Origin of the sequence: Paenibacillus sp. MER 99-2, assembly GCF_023714095.1 — a bacterium.
Taxonomy (GTDB): domain Bacteria; phylum Bacillota; class Bacilli; order Paenibacillales; family Paenibacillaceae; genus Paenibacillus.
The window spans coordinates 1,960,258-1,976,969 of sequence record NZ_JAMAUZ010000001.1 but is presented as its reverse complement, the minus strand read 5'-3'; the positions used below and the strand labels follow the sequence as shown (position 1 = coordinate 1,976,969).

The window sequence follows — 16,712 nt, the reverse complement described above, 5'->3', positions numbered from 1 at the left end:
TATTGAATATAAACGAATCTCCTATAAAATAATTAACATGAGTTGATTAAACAATCGACGTTCATTTATATAATTAGGAGGAATTTTCATGATAGCAACAATGAAAGATAAAGTGGTCATTGTAACTGGAGCAAAAGGCGGTATCGGACTGGCAACCGCACAATTATTTGCTAAAGAAGGTGCGAATGTAGCTTTAGTGGATATTAATGAACCTAAACAAGAAGCACAAGACTTGATCAACGCAGGTTATCAGGTGATATCCATCCAATGTGATGTTTCGAATGAGAAATCTGTTGAATCTATGGTTGAGAAAACCGTGGCTACATTTGGAAAGCTAGATTATGCCTATAACAACGCTGGTATTCAAAACGCCGCGACAGACACAGTGGATTTAAAAGAAGAAGTTTACGATGATGTCATGAATGTGAATACAAAAGGGATTTGGCTGTGTATGAAGTATGAGTTGTTACAATTAAGAAAGCAAGGTACCGAAGGGGCGATCGTGAATTGTTCTTCAATGGGAGGATTAATTGGTGTTCCCGAGCGTTCTGTATACCATGCTTCTAAACACGGCGTATTGGGATTAACGAAAAGCACTGCTCTAGAGTACGCTCGAAAAGGGATTCGTATTAATGCCGTTTGTCCTGGGATCATTGAAACGCCAATGGTAGAAAATATGTTAGCTACGGAAAGCGATGCCATGGACGAATTAGTGAAACAAGTCCCCATTGGTCGTTTAGCGAAACCAGAGGAAGTGGCTTCCGTTGTACTTTGGTTATGCTCTTCTTCCGCAAGCTATGTAATCGGTCAAGCGATATCAGTTGATGGTGGATATACGGTTCAATAACATAATGGCAGAGCAAGTTTTAGTTAACTTGCTCTGCCTATTTTTTTAGAGATTTGACTGGCCTATTTCACATTAACCAAAAATTGCAGCATAAGCGAAGCAATCTCGTCAGCATGTGTTTCGAGTGCGAAATGACCTGTATCCAGCAGATGTATTTCTGCAGATGGAAGATCATGTTTATAAGCCTCAGCTCCAGCAGGAAGGAAGGCAGGGTCATTTTTCCCCCATACGGCTAGTAGTTTCGGTTGATACTTACGAAAATACGCTTGAAATTCAGGATAAAGCTCCACATTAGTTCTATAATCTAAAATCAGGTCGAGTTGGATTTCCTCCGCGTCGGGACGTGACATATATGCAATATCTAGTGAATACCCGTCTGGCGATACAAGGCTAGCATCCGCTCCGTGCAGGTATTGGAAATTACGAATCGTTTCCGGAGTCAGGGAATCACGACATGCTTCACGATTCTCTGGTGTTGGCAAGCGCCAATAGTTCTCCCAAGGACCCCAAGCTTCACTAAATCCTTCCAGATAAGCGTTCCCATTCTGACTAATGATCGCCTGAACTTTCTCCGGGTGAGCGACGGCCAGTCGATACCCGACAGGTGCACCATAATCGAACACATATAATACATACTTATCAAGAGCCAGTGCCTGAGTAAAACCTTCAATAACTTTATATAGATTATCAAAGGTAAAATTAAATTGACCACGCGGCGGCGTGTGGGTATGTCCGAAACCGGCAAGATCAGGGGCAATGACACGGTAATGTTTAGATAATTTCGGAATCAGGTCACGGAACATATGACTTGAAGATGGGAACCCGTGTAATAATAAAATCACCTGACCATCCTTAGGACCAGCTTCGCGATAAAAAACGTTGACGTCTCCGACCTTTTGCTGCTGATAACGAACCTGCATATGTGACATCTCCTTCGCTATTTTTTAATAACACGAACAACTAAAGATATCGTATAATACAATCATCTATTTGACTAACGAATATATTGAATGCTTACTATTTCAAAATGAAATATGAAAGGTTGATCCGATGTGATGGATGCATTAGAAGGACGTTTTTTTCTCGCTTTTATCGCTTTAATGGAAGAAAAAAGCTTCAGTCGAGCTGCTGAGCGTTTAGGTTATGTGCAATCTACTGTGACGACTCACATTCAGCAGTTAGAGAGAATTGTTGGACAAAAGTTGGTGCATCGCTATCCAAGGGGGATAGAACTGACGGAGGCGGGAAAGGTATTCTCCAAATATGCTTATCAGTATGTGCACTTGATTCAATCCCTTGATGAACATATCCATGAACTGGCAGAGCCATCTGGAACGATACGTATTCGAACACAAGAGTCCTTTTTCCTTACACGAATGTTGCCTTTCATTCAGGAATATACAAGTCAGAGGCCTAATGTGAATTTGCGTATAGAACACGGAACACATCAGGAGATTCTAAAAGGCGTTCTCGATTATGAGCTGGACTTTGGTATTGTGCCTGAGAATCCGAATCGACATGAACTTCTTTTTAATCCAATCTTGGAAGAAACAATTGTGTTCGCTACGTCGCAGACCATCACTCAGAACGTGAAAAAGTTGGGAGCGCATATCCTGAACCATCAACTTTTCATCAGCAACGGTACATCTTGTTTGTACCACACGTCGGCTATAGATGTTTTGAAGCAAGCTGGTATTACGGTTAAAGATGCTTTAGAGCTGCCTAGTCTGGAGATGATCAAACAATATGTGGGCTGTGGTAAAGGGTATGCTCTAATTCCTGAAATAGCAATCCGTAAGGAGCTAGAAACAGGTGAATTGCAAATTCTTTCTTTTGCCCCAAAAATGACCTTTACTCACGGCCTGATTACTCATAAAAATCGAGAACACAGTGTGACTTGCAAAGGTTTTCAAGCTGCATTTATGGATTTTTATCATCGTTAAACCTTGTCGCTAATATAGCGGCTTTTTTTATTTTAGGAATCAAATAAAGGTCAAATCCTAATCGCCATGTGTCAGTCTAAATGATTGCGTGAAGCTCTTATTAACATCGTCATAATCGGTTGTTAACTTGTTATGGCTCTAGACAGATAACAGTAAAAGCCAAAGAGCACAAGCAGAGGTTCATCCTACTTGGACTCTTTGGCAACAATTTAATTATTCTTCACATAAACATATCTAAAATCAGGACACCAGCAAGTCCTACCAATGAAATAATCGTGACCATGACTGACCAGGTTTTTATCGTCTTACCTATAGTAAGATTAAAATATTCTTTGTAAATCCAGAAGCCTGCATCATTGACGTGAGAGAATGTTACGCTTCCCGCACCAGCTGCTAGAACCATGAGTTCTGGACTTACTCCTGTGGCAGCAACCAGAGGTGCGGCAATACCAGCTGCTGTCATACCAGCCACAGTTGCAGAACCAACGGCAATTCTCAAGATGGCTGCAATCAACCAGGTTAGAATGAGAGGAGATAGCGTGGAGCCTGCCATAAGATCAGAGATATATTGATCAATATGACTATCGATCAACACTTGCTTGAACGCACCACCACCAGCGATAATCAAGAGAATCATTCCGATTCCACTTACAGAATCACTTAGAGATTTCATAACCTCTGGCATTTTTTTGCCTAGGTTCAGTCCAAAAGTGAAAATGGCAACCAAGACAGAAATCAACAAAGCGACATTGGCATTACCGATGAAATTAGTTACAGATGAAAATGCTGATTCAGGTGCAAAGATCTCGACAAAAGTTTGAAGCGCAATCAAAATGACAGGTAGAAGTGCTGTGAAAAGACTGATTCCGAATTTAGGCAGCTCTTCTTCCTTAAATTCTTTTGGATTAAATAGACCTTTGGGGATATCGATTTCCAAGGCTTCTTTTTTAAATAACCTTGTATACACAGGGCCAGCAAGGATGAATGCAGGGATCGCAACAAGGATACCTAAGATCATCGTTAATCCGATATTGGCTCCAAAAACATTAGCAACGGCTGTAGGGCCAGGATGCGGAGGTACGAATCCGTGCATGGTTATAAGTGCTGCAATAACGGGCATTCCAAGATATAGAACAGGTACTCGTGCAGCTCTGGCGATGGTAAATACCAACGGAATTAACACGACCACTCCAGTTTCAAAGAATAAAGCGATTCCAACAATAGCTGCTGTAATAACGGCTGCCAGCTGAGTACGTTTTTGACCAAAGGCACTGATCATGGTTGTGGCAATGCGCTGAGCACCACCAGAATCGGTCATTAATTTACCGAGAATTCCTCCGAATATGATGATCATCGTTAAATGACCGAGTGTTCCGCCTAAGCCAGCTTCGATGGACTCGACAGCTTGAATCGGAGTCATTCCTTCCAGTAAGCCAACAGCTAAGGAAACAATAATTAATGATATGAAAGCGTTTAACTTAAAAGCCATCATTAATATAAGTAATATAATGACCCCTATTGTGACTGAGATAATTGGCATATAATTTCCTCATTTCTTTATTTGCTTGATATAAGAAACCGGATGATAAGGAGCGAACTAATTGTTTATATTGCTTTGTTATTAGTGTTGCTCCTCACAGTCTGGTCATACTAACGAGTTTCGAATTACTTCGTACTCAACATTTCAACAACTTCCCTTAGATCGGTTACAGTACCCACATTGCCAGGGAAGATGACATAGGAGATTCCTGGAAATTTACTTTCATCCCCGGTTGTCCACACGGGAATACCAGGTCGAATCTGTCCGGCAACGGTAGCTCGTTTAACTTCCAATCCGTTCGTTCCAATATCGCTTGAGGTAATGCCACCTTTAGCAATGATATAGGCTGGTCGTACTTCTAATCGTTTGACAATACTCGTAACTGCATCCGAAATCTTGACGGATAGTTTCAATTCATCTTCTTTTCTGTCCTCTCCAAGGTCTAATCGCTCTCTTTTGGTATAGACAGCCACATTTTTACCTTCGAGAATCAGTTGGTTGGTTGTTTCAACAACTCTGTTAAGCTCATTATCGAATTGAACGGGTTCCAGTACAAGGTGAACGTTAAATTCAACAAATTCTACTACACTGGACTTTTTCAGTTCTTCAAACTGTTCTGTCGTTTTTTTGACATGTGATCCGATAATGACTAATCCGCCATGGTTTGTATTGTCACTCATCATTTCTGCACGTGTGAGCAGGCTTTTGTTACTAACGCCTCCCATGACCTTCGTAAGTGCAGCAGCACTTCTAAACATAAAATGTTTACCTTTATTGAAGGCTCGAATCAAAGCAATGGTGAAGACTTGAACATCCGAATAGTCAACTGCATTTACGATAACTTTATTGAAGTTCTCAACTTTTAACAGCTGCTGTTCAATGAGATCAATGTGCATGGCACGAAGGCTTTCCAGCGAGATGTAAGTCATCTGATCCGCTTTATACTGCCCATTCGATTTTTCCTCTGCCCACTCACCTAAATGTGATTTGGTGTAACCAAAGGTGCGATCTTTGGCGAATTCGGTTTCTCCTGCTGGAACCAATTCCGTATCATATTGAACATAGTGCACATTATCGATGGTGAAGCGTCCGCCTTCTTTGAAGAAGGGGAGGAGTATTTCACCGTCAAACCGTATATTTGAGTTAGCTTCAACGGTGTCTTTTATCACTTCAGTTTCAAGTGGATAGTGACCTCGAAGTGTAGAATCACCACGGCTTATAATCGTAAATTCGCGATTGTTTCTTTTCGCAGCTTCTACAATATTAGCAGCAATTTCCTGGTGTGCTTTTGTCGTCTCAGTAGCTGTAAACCCACGTGAGTTGGTGAGGATAAAGAACATCGAATTGTCTTCCTGAAATCCTCTGTCGATACTATCCACGGACCAGTCCGTATAGACCGAGATGCCATGTACAGTTTGAACACCGGTTGGATCATCATCCAAAACGATAATTTTACGATTAAAGTGTTGAAGTTTTTGATTAATCATTCCATGAATAAGGTTCGTATCAGGAGAAGGAATTCTACTGAAAACCTCTTCTACAGACCGGTTATTTGTTTTCATAGCCAAGACCCCTTACTTCGACATTTGCTAATTTTTCATAATACTGTACGATCCCGCCGTGGTCGTCCATTAATTTCCCGTCAATCTTCAGGGCATGGAACATTTCTAACAAGTGGCTGGACAGTGGAAGAGGTACGCCAATCTCATGAGCTGTGTCCATTACGTTGGTAATATCTTTCATGTTGATCGCGATTGTACCTCCTGGAGCAAAGTTTCTTTCCAGAATGAGTGGAACTTTGGCATCAAGAACCGCACTGCCTGCTAACCCACCTCGAATCGCCTGATACATTTTCTCAATATCAATCCCAGCTTTAGCAGCCAGGACAAGCGCTTCGGACATCGCAGCAATATTTAAATTAACAATGATCTGGTTAGCGAGCTTCGCAGTAACTCCGCATCCACTATCTCCAACCAAGGTGACCGCCGTCCCCATATCAAACAAAACGGACTTAGCTGCTTCGAATACGCTTTCTTTACCGCCCACCATAATTGCTAAAGTACCATCAACGGCTTTTGGTTCTCCGCCGCTAACGGGTGCATCCAAGAATCCAACGCCTTTTTTTGCTGCTTCTTCTGCAAGAGCGATGGAAACGGCAGGAGTGATGGAGCTCATATCAATAATAATGGAGCCTTCTTTTGCTCCGGATAAAATACCTTGTTCACCCAAAACAACAGCTTGCACATGTTGGGATGCAGGGAGCATCGTAATAATAATTTCGCATTTCTCAGCGATTTCTCTGGGTGAGGAGGCTGCAGTTGCACCGGAGTCTAGCAATATTTGAACCGCTTCCTGATTGAGATCATTAACGGTTAATTCGTGTCCTGCTTTTCTGAGATTAAGAGCCATCGGTTTGCCCATGATTCCGAGTCCAATAAAACCAACTTTTTTAGCCATGATATTTCCTCCTAATACTTTTGTGAGCGAGGGCTTCTATGCCCATGATTGAATATATTCAGTTGACGAAATGTGAAGAATGAAGAAGCGACTTGACGAAAGGATGAAATAATTTATCGGCAACCGCTTACATCGTTGATTGCGTTTTCATTGTATACTAAAATTTTAAAATTGTATACATTAAAATATGTTTTTGTATACAATTTTTGAAGTTTCGTATACTTTTATTGGTGTATATCGTTTATTGGAATGATTTTACGAACATAATTTGGTACTATATTGATATGAGAAATGAGACAGAGGTGAAGTTTGTGCATGAAAATAATAGTTCACGACCGGCGTACCATCAATGTTATGAAATTCTTCGAGACAAGATTTTAAACGGGGAGCTTCCGAGCGGTACGAAGATCGTCGAAGAAAAGCTCGCTACAGAGCTTGGAGTGAGTAGAACACCCATAAGAGATTCGATACGTAAGCTGGAAAACGAAGGATTAATTGTTCAAAAAAAAGTGGTTAAACCTACGGAAAAGGATTTACGTAATTTGTTTAATGTTCGGATATTGCTCGAAGGGTACTCGGCCAAATGTGCAGCGAAGTTTTTGAAAGACAACGAGATTGAAGAGCTGTATAAGTATGTGGAGATCGGGAGAACGGGGACAAAAGATGAGATTATGTCCGCCAACGAGAGTTTCCATAACGATATTGTAAAAGCGAGTAATAATCCGCTGATGATTGATATTATAGACCGGATGCAAGCCATCATTTATCTGTTTAGAAAAACAGTTGTGATCTATAATCGTCCTCATCTTATCGATGAGCATGAAGAAATTTACGAGGCAATTAAGTCTAGAAGCGGTGAGCGGGCTGAGGAGCTAATGAAAAAGCATCTGGAAAACGACTTGAACTTTTATCTACATGTAATGAGCAACCAGTGAAGAGTTGTCTTCTGAGTTAAATAAAATCCTTTTACAAACATTGTCAATGCGCTATAATACATTTACTACGTGGATTACTCATGAAAAAAAGTGAAATGCTGTTAATTCACTACGGAGTTTAAGGGTTCAACCTAGGCTCGTCATCATCCTGAGCCGATGATTACATAATGCATAATGGAGGTATTATTATGGTCAATAAGAGAGTTTCCACAATCCTTAGTACTGCTCTAATTGTCTCTATGATGGCGGCAGGTGTGATCATCACTTTTCAAGGTAAAACAACGTTAGATGTAGCTAAAACAGCCGGTGATAAAAAAGTTGAAGTGATTAAAGGTATTCAAAGCGCCTAGTGTGTTAGGCAACCGAATGCTGAAAGTGATTAGAACTTCAAACACAATGATAATACATGAATGAACCTCAGCTTGGCTATCCTCGCTGGGGTTTTTCATGATCTTTATTTCTAGAATGAGTCTTTCAAACGGACAAAGGAATTTCCAGCATTATTTTATGTACAGGGATGAAGCGAACGAATGCCTATGCATTCTATGAACATAATGATTATGAGAAAGATTCAAACTGCTTTGACAAAGTTATTAAAATTGACTGATCGACAGATTACCTTATATTAATGAAGAAAATTACTGAGGAAATTCCTATCATATTGGAGGTATTTATGAAGTTTATAACTGCTACTGTAGAATATCTTCCTGCCATCGTTCGGTTGTTAGCTGACGACGAATTAGGTGCTACTCGAGAGCGCTATGAAGAACCATTACCCCTAGCATACATCGAGGCTTTTGCGAAGATTGAAGAACAGATCGGCAATTCAATAATCGTTGCTATAGATAAGGAGGAAGTGATCGGTTGTTTACAGCTCACGATTATCCCGGGGATAGCAAGATTGGGTACAACACGAGGCCAGATTGAAGGTGTTCGTGTCAGCAATGATTATAGAGGTAAAGGTGTGGGTGAATCTCTATTTAAATATGCCATCGATCAGGCTAAAGCTAAGGGATGTGAAATGATTCAATTGACGACAGATAAGAAGCGTAAAGATGCGCACAGATTTTATGAACGTCTTGGATTTGTTGCTAGTCATGATGGGCTGAAGCTAGTAATCAGTAATGAGTAAAGTCAAGGAACGTTTGGAGTACAATTATTGAGTTGAAAAATAATGCTTAATCAAATATCCAAAGCCAGCCGTCTTCCAAATGCAGGATGCTATTCATTTTACATACACAAATGACGATAATGCATCTGTAATTAAAAAATGAGAAACAGGTGATATGATTTGCTTCATGTAAAACGATTGATACCTTTAGTAGTGTTCCTACTGCTCAGCAGCATTCTTGCGGGAACAGTCTCTGCAAACAACTTTCAAAAACTACCAAAACCAGATTGGACTTTTTCCATACCGGATGGTCACGAGTATGTGTCAGACAGTAACGTCCGGATCGCAGATCAAACATTCCACTTTATGAGTATGGACAATCAGATGTACAATCTTGACAAGAAGACAGGAAAGCAATTATCCAAGACCGATTATACCGCAGGAAGCAACCTAATTTTTAGTTTTTTCGGTACATATGCACAAGTCGCACCAAACGGTAATGTTTATATCCTCACTTCGATTAGAAATAGTTCAGGAGTTGTAAAACCACGTCTAACCGCATACCATCCGAATGGGAAGGTTTTGTGGACTAAGTACTTTGACGAGAAAATCCGTTCCTTATCTGGGATATCCATCATGCCTGATGGAAATTTATTTGTTTATCTGGAAACGGCTTCTGAACGGGTGACTAGTTATCGGTATAGTCCGCAAGGCAAATTTTTGGGTAAAAACAGTTGGAATGCATCCATTCTTTACGGTTTTGTCAATGGTTTACTTGAAACTACCAACAGAACAAGCAAGACATCCAGCCGTATGACATATTATGATTTTAAAATGAAGCAGCAATTTCAGTACCATTTCGACTTCAAAGAAGGTATGTTTTCAGGGTTAGGATCCGATGGTTTACTTCATCTCCAGAAGAATCACGGGAACAATGTCATAAGTTTTACCGCCAAAACTACGAAAGGGAAAGAGGTATGGACCCAAAAAATCAGCAATGTGAGTTACTATGATGATATGGAAACATCGATGACGGTGAAAAAAAACGTGTTTTCGAATGGATTCACAGGGATACAGTCTAATGGTAACTTTTTTATTATTGATCACAAAGGTGTCATGCAGACTGTACCTGCCTCAGCCAAAATGTATCAAACTGCGCCGGATGGAACCGTCATGCTGGTTGAGGACTCAAAAATATCCATCTATCAGACAAGCGCGTCTGCACGCACCAAAGTGAAATTACTTCATACTGTTAATACTTCTGAACTTAGTGAGTCAGATCCCACGTTTGTATATGAAGGTGCAGGTATTATTTATGTGATGACTGATAACGCTCAGATAAACCGTTTTGATTTGAATAAGCAGCTCTAGTACATCGTGCCTCACTCAAGTAAATAATCGTTCCAAATCAAGTCGCTAATTTGGCGACTTTTTTATTTTGCACAACTCATCTGTGACCCCATTTTTAGGAACTCACTTGACCTTAGGTCTGTCTCAAGTCGTATGGTTCATGTCGGATTTTCAAATGTAAATAACATTGAGATGTATTCAGGAGGGGATACCATAAATGTACATCGACGAATAGGAAGGATCTTTGGCCTGGACTTGACAAGTTTGTTTTGGCGGTGATTTCCACTATGCATAATAAGGATGCTTTACTATAATGCAACAGGTAATACGCAAGCGATTATTCTTAAATAGACTATAAATGAGGTACATATGTGATTAACTGGTTATGGACGATTTATCTCGGATTACTTGGAACAGCATCCCTCGGTTATTTGCTAAAGGGGAAATACGGAACAACACTGGGGAAAGTCGATTTTGTTGTATCTGTCATCACTTGGTTTGGATTGTTAGGGTATGTTAAACACATTCAATGGTTGAATCCTCTTGCTTGGAAAGTAATCACAATTTCAGCGTTGTTGTGGGAGATACTATTCGCAATGTTGCTTAAGGATCACCAAGGCGAAGAAATATTAGAAGAAATTTCAATAGGAAAGAGAAGATGGATAATGCTCGTCACATTGGTTATCACACTTGCTCCTCTTTACTATGGGTTGTTCAGATATTCTTTTATGTAAAAGTATCATGCTGATGAAGTCGCTATTTAGCGGCTTTTTTATTTGAATGAAGAAATATCCAATAGAATTGTATAGTATTACTGATATAAATAAGAGAATTGTGATATAAGTAGAACTTTTCAGATCTTACAATGAACTCGTAATCGAATATTCATTTCATCGAAGAGAGTGTAAACGCTTAAAGTTCATCTCTATGTTGCCAAGGTATGCAGGTAGATAGGAATTAGAACATGGGAAATCCGTATTGGTAGAGAAACCAGCTTGCGTTAATGAGAAGGAATTACTTGAGGTTATCTCAGCTGCCAAGAAGAATAATGTTTTCTTTATGGAGGGTACATGGACTCGTTTCTTCCCGTTGATCAATAAAATCAAAACGCTTCTTACGGATGAGGGCATTGGTAAGATTCGATCCATTCACTCGGCATTTTCGTTTCGTATACCGGACGAATACATGTCTCCAGAGCTCCGGTTGATAAATCCTGATCTTGCCGGAGGTGGGCTTCTGGATACAGGCGTATACAACCTTCACTTCGTGGAGGAATTGTTGGGGAAATTACCTGTAGATCTGACAGGCTTTGCAACCATGAATTCTGATGAACACCATGTACAAGTGGACGAACAAGCCACGTACATTGCTAAATACGATAAAGGTGAGCTTGCTGTAATGAGTAGTGGTGTGAGAACAGATATGGCTGGTGTAGCGATGATTTATGGAACACAGGGCTACATTGAAGTACCAACGTTCTGGAGACCTATTACGATAAAAGTCATGAAGAATGGAGAGTTAACGACGTATGATGAGTCTGTACCCCAACGTATAGACGGGATTGAGGATAAAGGCTTTCAGTATGAAATAGCTCATGTGAACGAATGTATTAGACAAGGTCTTAAGGAATCACCGATTATGACGTGGGACAAGAGTCTAGGTGTGATTAGACAGTGTGATGAATTACGGAAACAATGGGGTCTTCAATATCCATTTGAGAGATAGTCGCAATTAAACGTGATTAAGGAGAGATATCAATGAGCAACGAGCAAATCATTCATTCTGTTGTATTTTCACTTAAGCATGAGAAGGGATCAGCAGAAGAAGCGAAGTTTATACAGGATGGGAAATCCATGTTGAGTAGCATACCTACAGTAAACCATTTTCAAGTCTTTCGTGAGATCAGTCCTAAAAATAATTATGATTTTGGATTCTCTATGGTCTTTCACAATAGAGAAGATTATGAAGCGTATAATGCGCACCCAACGCATGTTGAATTTGTCTCCAACCGTTGGGAGAAGGAAGTTACACAGTTTATGGAAGTAGATTATGGAACGCTAGAATAAAGAGTTAACCTAAGGTGTTTAAGGACTTTAAGGACAATAACGCTTGCTAAGCATCACAAAGAATTGTAAATGCAAAAGAGTAGCTCCTTTGAGGGACTACTCTTTATTAATTTGATTGAAGATTCTTATAATTCTTGATTTATCTATTTCATTCATAATAGATTGCGTAAGGGATGTATTGTATATCACTTTACATATTGATCAAGTGATGTGTAAATATATTGACACAGAAAATGCAGAAATGGTTAGCTTAGACTGGGGTGATGAGGATTGTGTTGAAATTTTGGGGATTTATGCTGGTAGGAGTAAGTATAGCTGTACTAGGTATTGTAGCAGGGAATGTGCGACCCTCAGCTGAATCGGCAGTTAGTACTCAATATTATGTGGCGACGAGTGGCAACGACTCCAATCCGGGCACTAAGAATGCACCATGGAAGACGCTACAGCATGCGGCCAATAAGGCTGTACCAGGTAGCAAAGTCAATGTTCGGGGAGGTATATACAATCAGAAGCTGAAAATCACACGTTCGGGTTCCGCTTCCCAAGGTCCTATTGTATTCTCGAACTATGGTAAGGAGAAAGTCATCATTGATGGTACCGGACTTTCCGTTGATGGGATCGAGGGGCTTATCGAGATGCAAGATGTGAATTACATTACCGTTCATGGATTTGAGATTCGTAACTACAGTACGACGTCCAGAAACAGCGTACCTGTCGGAATTTACGTCCACGGTTCAGGTGGCTTCATACATCTGTCTAACAACAAGATCCATCGTATTCAGAATACGGCCAAGCCAGTAGGCAGCGATTTGATTGGCAGGGATGCTCACGGTATCGCAGTATACGGCACAGAAGCTCCTGCATCTGTTCATGATATTACGATTAATGGCAATGAATTATACAATCTTGTACTAGGCACAAGTGAAACGCTGGTGTTGAACGGGAACGTGGATACCTTTGCAGTGACAGACAACCTCATTCATGATAACGACAACATCGGGATTGATATCATTGGTTTTGAGGGGATAGCACCGAATACAGCTTATGATCAGGCTCGTAATGGACTGGTAAAGGGCAATCGAGTATATAACATATCTTCCAACCAAAATCCTTCTTACGGTAAGAAGGTTCCGAACAACAGTAATTCTGCTGGAGGGATATATGTAGATGGCGGAAAAGACACGATTATTGAACAGAATTACAGCTACAATAACGACATTGGCATTGAAATTGCCTCCGAGCATGCTGATAGAGCTACCAGCAATATTACGGTTCGCAGCAACCTGATCTACAACAATCGACAGACCGGTATCGCTATGGGGGGCTACGACAATCAGCGCGGTTCGACAGTGAATTGCAAGGTAGTGAACAACACCGTTTACAAGAACGATACTTTAGGGGGCGGTAGCGGCCAAATTTTTGTTCAGTACGATACAAAAAACAACATAATTAAGAACAATATCTTGGTGGCCAGCCTGACAAATGTGTTGATTTACAACGAGTATCTCAAGAATGCAGGAAACGTCGTCGATTATAATCTATACTTCACTTCTGATGGTAGTGCTGACGCATACTGGACATGGAAAAATAAAAATTACACCAGCTTTTCAGCGTATAAAACAGGTAGCGGTAACGATGCACATTCTTTGTTTAACGATCCGAAATTCGTTAATGTCGACAGAGCCGACTTCCATCTCCAACCATTGTCTCCAGCGATCCAAGCAGGTTCAATGGGGAGCGCGATCAACGGAACCCAAGACATGGACGGGCAGATAAGAGTACAAGGCAACTCTGTAAACATCGGTGCATATGAGTAAAATCCGTACATCTCACATAGCGCACTATTTTGGATCAGTCCTGATTGCAGCTTGAAAACACATGCTCACGAAGGAATCGTAAAATCGAATGAATAGATAACCCACAATGAACCATTTCTCATTGTGGTTTTTTTATTAAATGAATCTATCTACATGTTATTAATTTTGATCCATTTACATTTCTACTTTCATACAATTGTTCGTTTTGTGCTATTTTCTCATCGTGATAATCCTAACGTGCAACTCATCCAGTAAGTTAAAATGAAATTACTTAAGGCAAGAAAGGGTTGTTGACGCGAATCCGGAAATCTCAATTTCTAGAGTGTGAGTCTTTAAAAATTTGAAACTCACTACGATTAGGGAGGAAGACTTTAATGTATACATTTAAAAAATATCAAAAACCTGAGATTTTGCAAAATCATTTGAATCTTGGAGGGGAAAATCCTGCAGGAGAAAAGATTGAATTAACAAGTTTATATGTTACACGCAATGGTAAACCTACGATTCCGGTCATGGGCGAATTTCATTATTCCAGATATGATCGAAGCGATTGGTATGAAGAGCTGTGTAAAATGAAAGCAGGCGGAATTACGCTTGTATCTACCTATGTGTTCTGGATCTACCATGAAGAGATCGAAGGGGTATTCGACTTCTCCGGTGACAATGATCTTCGTGCTTTTATATTGGAGTGTAAGAAGGCCGGGCTTGAAGCCGTCATAAGAATTGGACCATGGGCACATGGCGAATGCAGGAACGGCGGACTCCCGGATTGGCTGCTCAAGAAACCATTTAAGCTGCGTGATAACAATCCAGAATATCTTAAGAAAGTACGTATCTTTTATGAGAATATTTCTAAGCAAGTACAAGGACTTTTCTATAAAGATGAAGGAAACATCATTGCCGTGCAGTTAGAGAACGAGTTAACCAATGATGCTGAGCATCTAGCCACGTTAAAAGAAATGGCTGTGGATTGTGGCATGATTGCTCCGATCTATACGGTAACTGGATGGAATGCTGTTGAGGGAGCACGCATTCCAGTTGATGAGGTGTTTCCTGTATTCGGTGGATACTGTGATGCTCCGTGGGACGACCACCTAAATCAACTTCCGCCTTCTCCTCATTATTTCTTTACGGGTATGAGAAATGACACAGGCATAGGTGCGGATCTCCTTCCTCAAGAGATCGAAGATGATGGCCAATGGCGATTACCGTATGAACGATATCCATTTGCAACCTGTGAATTGGGTGGTGGTATTCAAGTTACACATCACCGCAGACCCATAATTAAAGGTATGGATATTTATAGCATATCGCTTGTAAAGATTGGTGATGGTAACAATCTGATTGGGTACTATATGTACCATGGTGGAACTAATAAAATTGGCAGGCTGTCGACTTTCCAAGAGTCAAAAGCAACAGGTTATCCCAATGATTATCCCATTCTTTCATATGATTTTCAGTGTGCATTATCCGAGTATGGAGAAGTTCGAGAGCAGTACAGACTGCTGAATATCCTGCACTTGTTTGTACAGGACTTTGAGGAAACACTCGCACCGATGACCAGAGTAGAAGCTGAGAATTCGGTTTCAAGAGAGGATACGACATCATTGCGATATGTGATGCGTACAGATGGTGAGAGTGGATATGTATTTGTTAACCATTATCAAAGGCTTTCTGAGCTTCAGGATGTGCGGAACGTTGTCATTGATACAGGCAGTGTCATATTCCCATCGTTTGATGTATGTGGAGAAGTAAGCTTCTTCATGCCGTTCCGTATGGAGTTGTCAGGTATTGTTCTCGACTATGGCACAGTGCAACCGTTATGCAGAGAAGGAGATACCTATTTCTTTGCACAAATTCCTGGAATTATACCAGAATATCAATTTAGTGATGGACAGAACATAACAGCTCAGGCGGGACTTGAATCTGCATTTCAGGTCAACGGCACTACAGTTGTTACACTGAGTTGGGATCAGGCACGATATCTGCGCAGACTAGATGGGGAGCTTTATGTAGGTGATGGATGTGATCTGTACAAAGCTGCTGACGAAATTCGTTCTGTGGAAGACGGTGAATTTCAATATTGGTATTGGAATGGTGCAGGATTTGATCCAAATTCTATTCAGCAATCTTATACGGAACCTGCTATTACGTACGACAATGTGGAACAGCCTCCTTTTGATCCAAAACATACAGAGCAGCTCCATATTGGCGGGGAGCGAAAAGTCCAATGGCAAAAAATCTCCGTTACAGGATCTGAAGGCTTCGTAAATATTGATTATTATGGCGATGTAGCACAGATTTACGCAGATGAAGAACTCGTTGCTGACAGTTATTATTACGGAGATGTGTGGAGAGTACCAGCAAGATTGCTGGACGGTAAAGAATGTTACCTTGCGGTATCGGAAATGCGAAACGATTTCTATCGGGAGTTCGAGAGCAGGAACCGCTAAGGATGTAATACAGCAGATTGAAAGGAAGCAAGTAATTAAATAAACAATATTCTTGAATTTATTGAAACCAGATTCCTGCATTTAAAAGGAGTCTGGTTTTATTTAATAATGGTATAATTTTAAAAGAGTCTAAGATTAGAACACAACATCCATTCAGATTACAGTACTACATAACAGTATTGTTGTCTCGCTT

General features: G+C 40.5%; 14 protein-coding genes and 1 pseudogene. 11 read left to right on the top strand and 4 right to left on the bottom strand.

Going from position 1 to position 16,712, the window contains the following annotated elements; translation table 11 throughout:
• Positions 1–88 precede the first annotated feature (88 nt).
• Positions 89–847: an SDR family oxidoreductase gene (locus M3636_RS08870; RefSeq protein ID WP_164848715.1), complete on the top strand. Its 759-nt coding sequence runs from the start codon at positions 89–91 to the stop codon at positions 845–847.
• Positions 848–909: 62 nt separating this feature from the next.
• Here the strand turns inward: M3636_RS08870 and M3636_RS08865 are convergent, their stop codons facing one another.
• Positions 910–1,767, bottom strand: coding sequence for an alpha/beta fold hydrolase (locus tag M3636_RS08865; RefSeq protein ID WP_251382176.1), 858 nt, complete (start codon positions 1,765–1,767; stop codon positions 910–912).
• 135 nt (positions 1,768–1,902) lie between these two features.
• Here M3636_RS08865 and M3636_RS08860 point away from each other — a divergent pair, with 135 nt between their 5' ends.
• Positions 1,903–2,790, top strand: a complete 888-nt coding sequence (locus tag M3636_RS08860) for a LysR family transcriptional regulator (RefSeq protein ID WP_251382175.1) — start codon at positions 1,903–1,905, stop codon at positions 2,788–2,790.
• Between the two features lie 220 nt (positions 2,791–3,010).
• Here the strand turns inward: M3636_RS08860 and M3636_RS08855 are convergent, their stop codons facing one another.
• From M3636_RS08855 to garR, 3 genes and pseudogenes are all read right to left on the bottom strand, one after another.
• Entirely contained in the window at positions 3,011–4,330 is a 1,320-nt protein-coding gene (locus M3636_RS08855; protein WP_128102302.1) for a gluconate:H+ symporter, read from the bottom strand.
• 125 nt (positions 4,331–4,455) lie between these two features.
• The gene (locus M3636_RS08850) at positions 4,456–5,892 is read right to left on the bottom strand and encodes a four-carbon acid sugar kinase family protein (RefSeq protein ID WP_251382174.1); all 1,437 of its coding nucleotides are present in this window, start codon (positions 5,890–5,892) and stop codon (positions 4,456–4,458) included.
• Positions 5,879–6,793: pseudogene (gene garR, locus M3636_RS08845) on the bottom strand (2-hydroxy-3-oxopropionate reductase); the annotation flags it as partial. The gene M3636_RS08850 and the pseudogene garR, both read right to left, overlap by 14 nt.
• 278 nt (positions 6,794–7,071) lie before the next feature.
• On the opposite strand from garR, the gene M3636_RS08840 reads away from it, so the two are divergent.
• From M3636_RS08840 to M3636_RS08800, 9 genes are all read left to right on the top strand, one after another.
• A complete protein-coding gene (locus M3636_RS08840) occupies positions 7,072–7,722 on the top strand; it encodes a GntR family transcriptional regulator (RefSeq protein WP_251382172.1) in 651 nt (216 codons plus the stop codon).
• A gap of 188 nt (positions 7,723–7,910) precedes the next feature.
• Positions 7,911–8,072, top strand: a complete 162-nt coding sequence (locus M3636_RS08835) for a hypothetical protein (protein WP_251382171.1) — start codon at positions 7,911–7,913, stop codon at positions 8,070–8,072.
• A 323-nt stretch (positions 8,073–8,395) separates the two neighbouring features.
• Positions 8,396–8,854 carry a GNAT family N-acetyltransferase gene (locus tag M3636_RS08830; RefSeq protein ID WP_128102299.1) on the top strand — a complete coding sequence of 153 codons (459 nt, stop codon included), beginning with the start codon at positions 8,396–8,398 and terminating at the stop codon, positions 8,852–8,854.
• A gap of 159 nt (positions 8,855–9,013) precedes the next feature.
• Positions 9,014–10,204, top strand: coding sequence for a hypothetical protein (locus M3636_RS08825; RefSeq protein WP_251382170.1), 1,191 nt, complete (start codon positions 9,014–9,016; stop codon positions 10,202–10,204).
• A 350-nt stretch (positions 10,205–10,554) separates the two neighbouring features.
• Positions 10,555–10,917, top strand: a complete 363-nt coding sequence (locus tag M3636_RS08820) for a hypothetical protein (protein WP_128102297.1) — start codon at positions 10,555–10,557, stop codon at positions 10,915–10,917.
• Positions 10,918–11,161: 244 nt separating this feature from the next.
• Positions 11,162–11,908 (top strand): Gfo/Idh/MocA family protein, encoded by a 747-nt coding sequence (locus tag M3636_RS08815; protein WP_251382169.1) that lies wholly within the window; start codon positions 11,162–11,164, stop codon positions 11,906–11,908.
• Positions 11,909–11,940: 32 nt separating this feature from the next.
• Positions 11,941–12,249, top strand: coding sequence for a Dabb family protein (locus M3636_RS08810; protein WP_128102295.1), 309 nt, complete (start codon positions 11,941–11,943; stop codon positions 12,247–12,249).
• A gap of 272 nt (positions 12,250–12,521) precedes the next feature.
• Positions 12,522–14,066, top strand: a complete 1,545-nt coding sequence (locus tag M3636_RS08805) for a right-handed parallel beta-helix repeat-containing protein (RefSeq protein WP_483311507.1) — start codon at positions 12,522–12,524, stop codon at positions 14,064–14,066.
• A 374-nt stretch (positions 14,067–14,440) separates the two neighbouring features.
• Positions 14,441–16,519 (top strand): beta-galactosidase, encoded by a 2,079-nt coding sequence (locus tag M3636_RS08800; protein WP_251382166.1) that lies wholly within the window; start codon positions 14,441–14,443, stop codon positions 16,517–16,519.
• Positions 16,520–16,712: the final 193 nt, after the last annotated feature.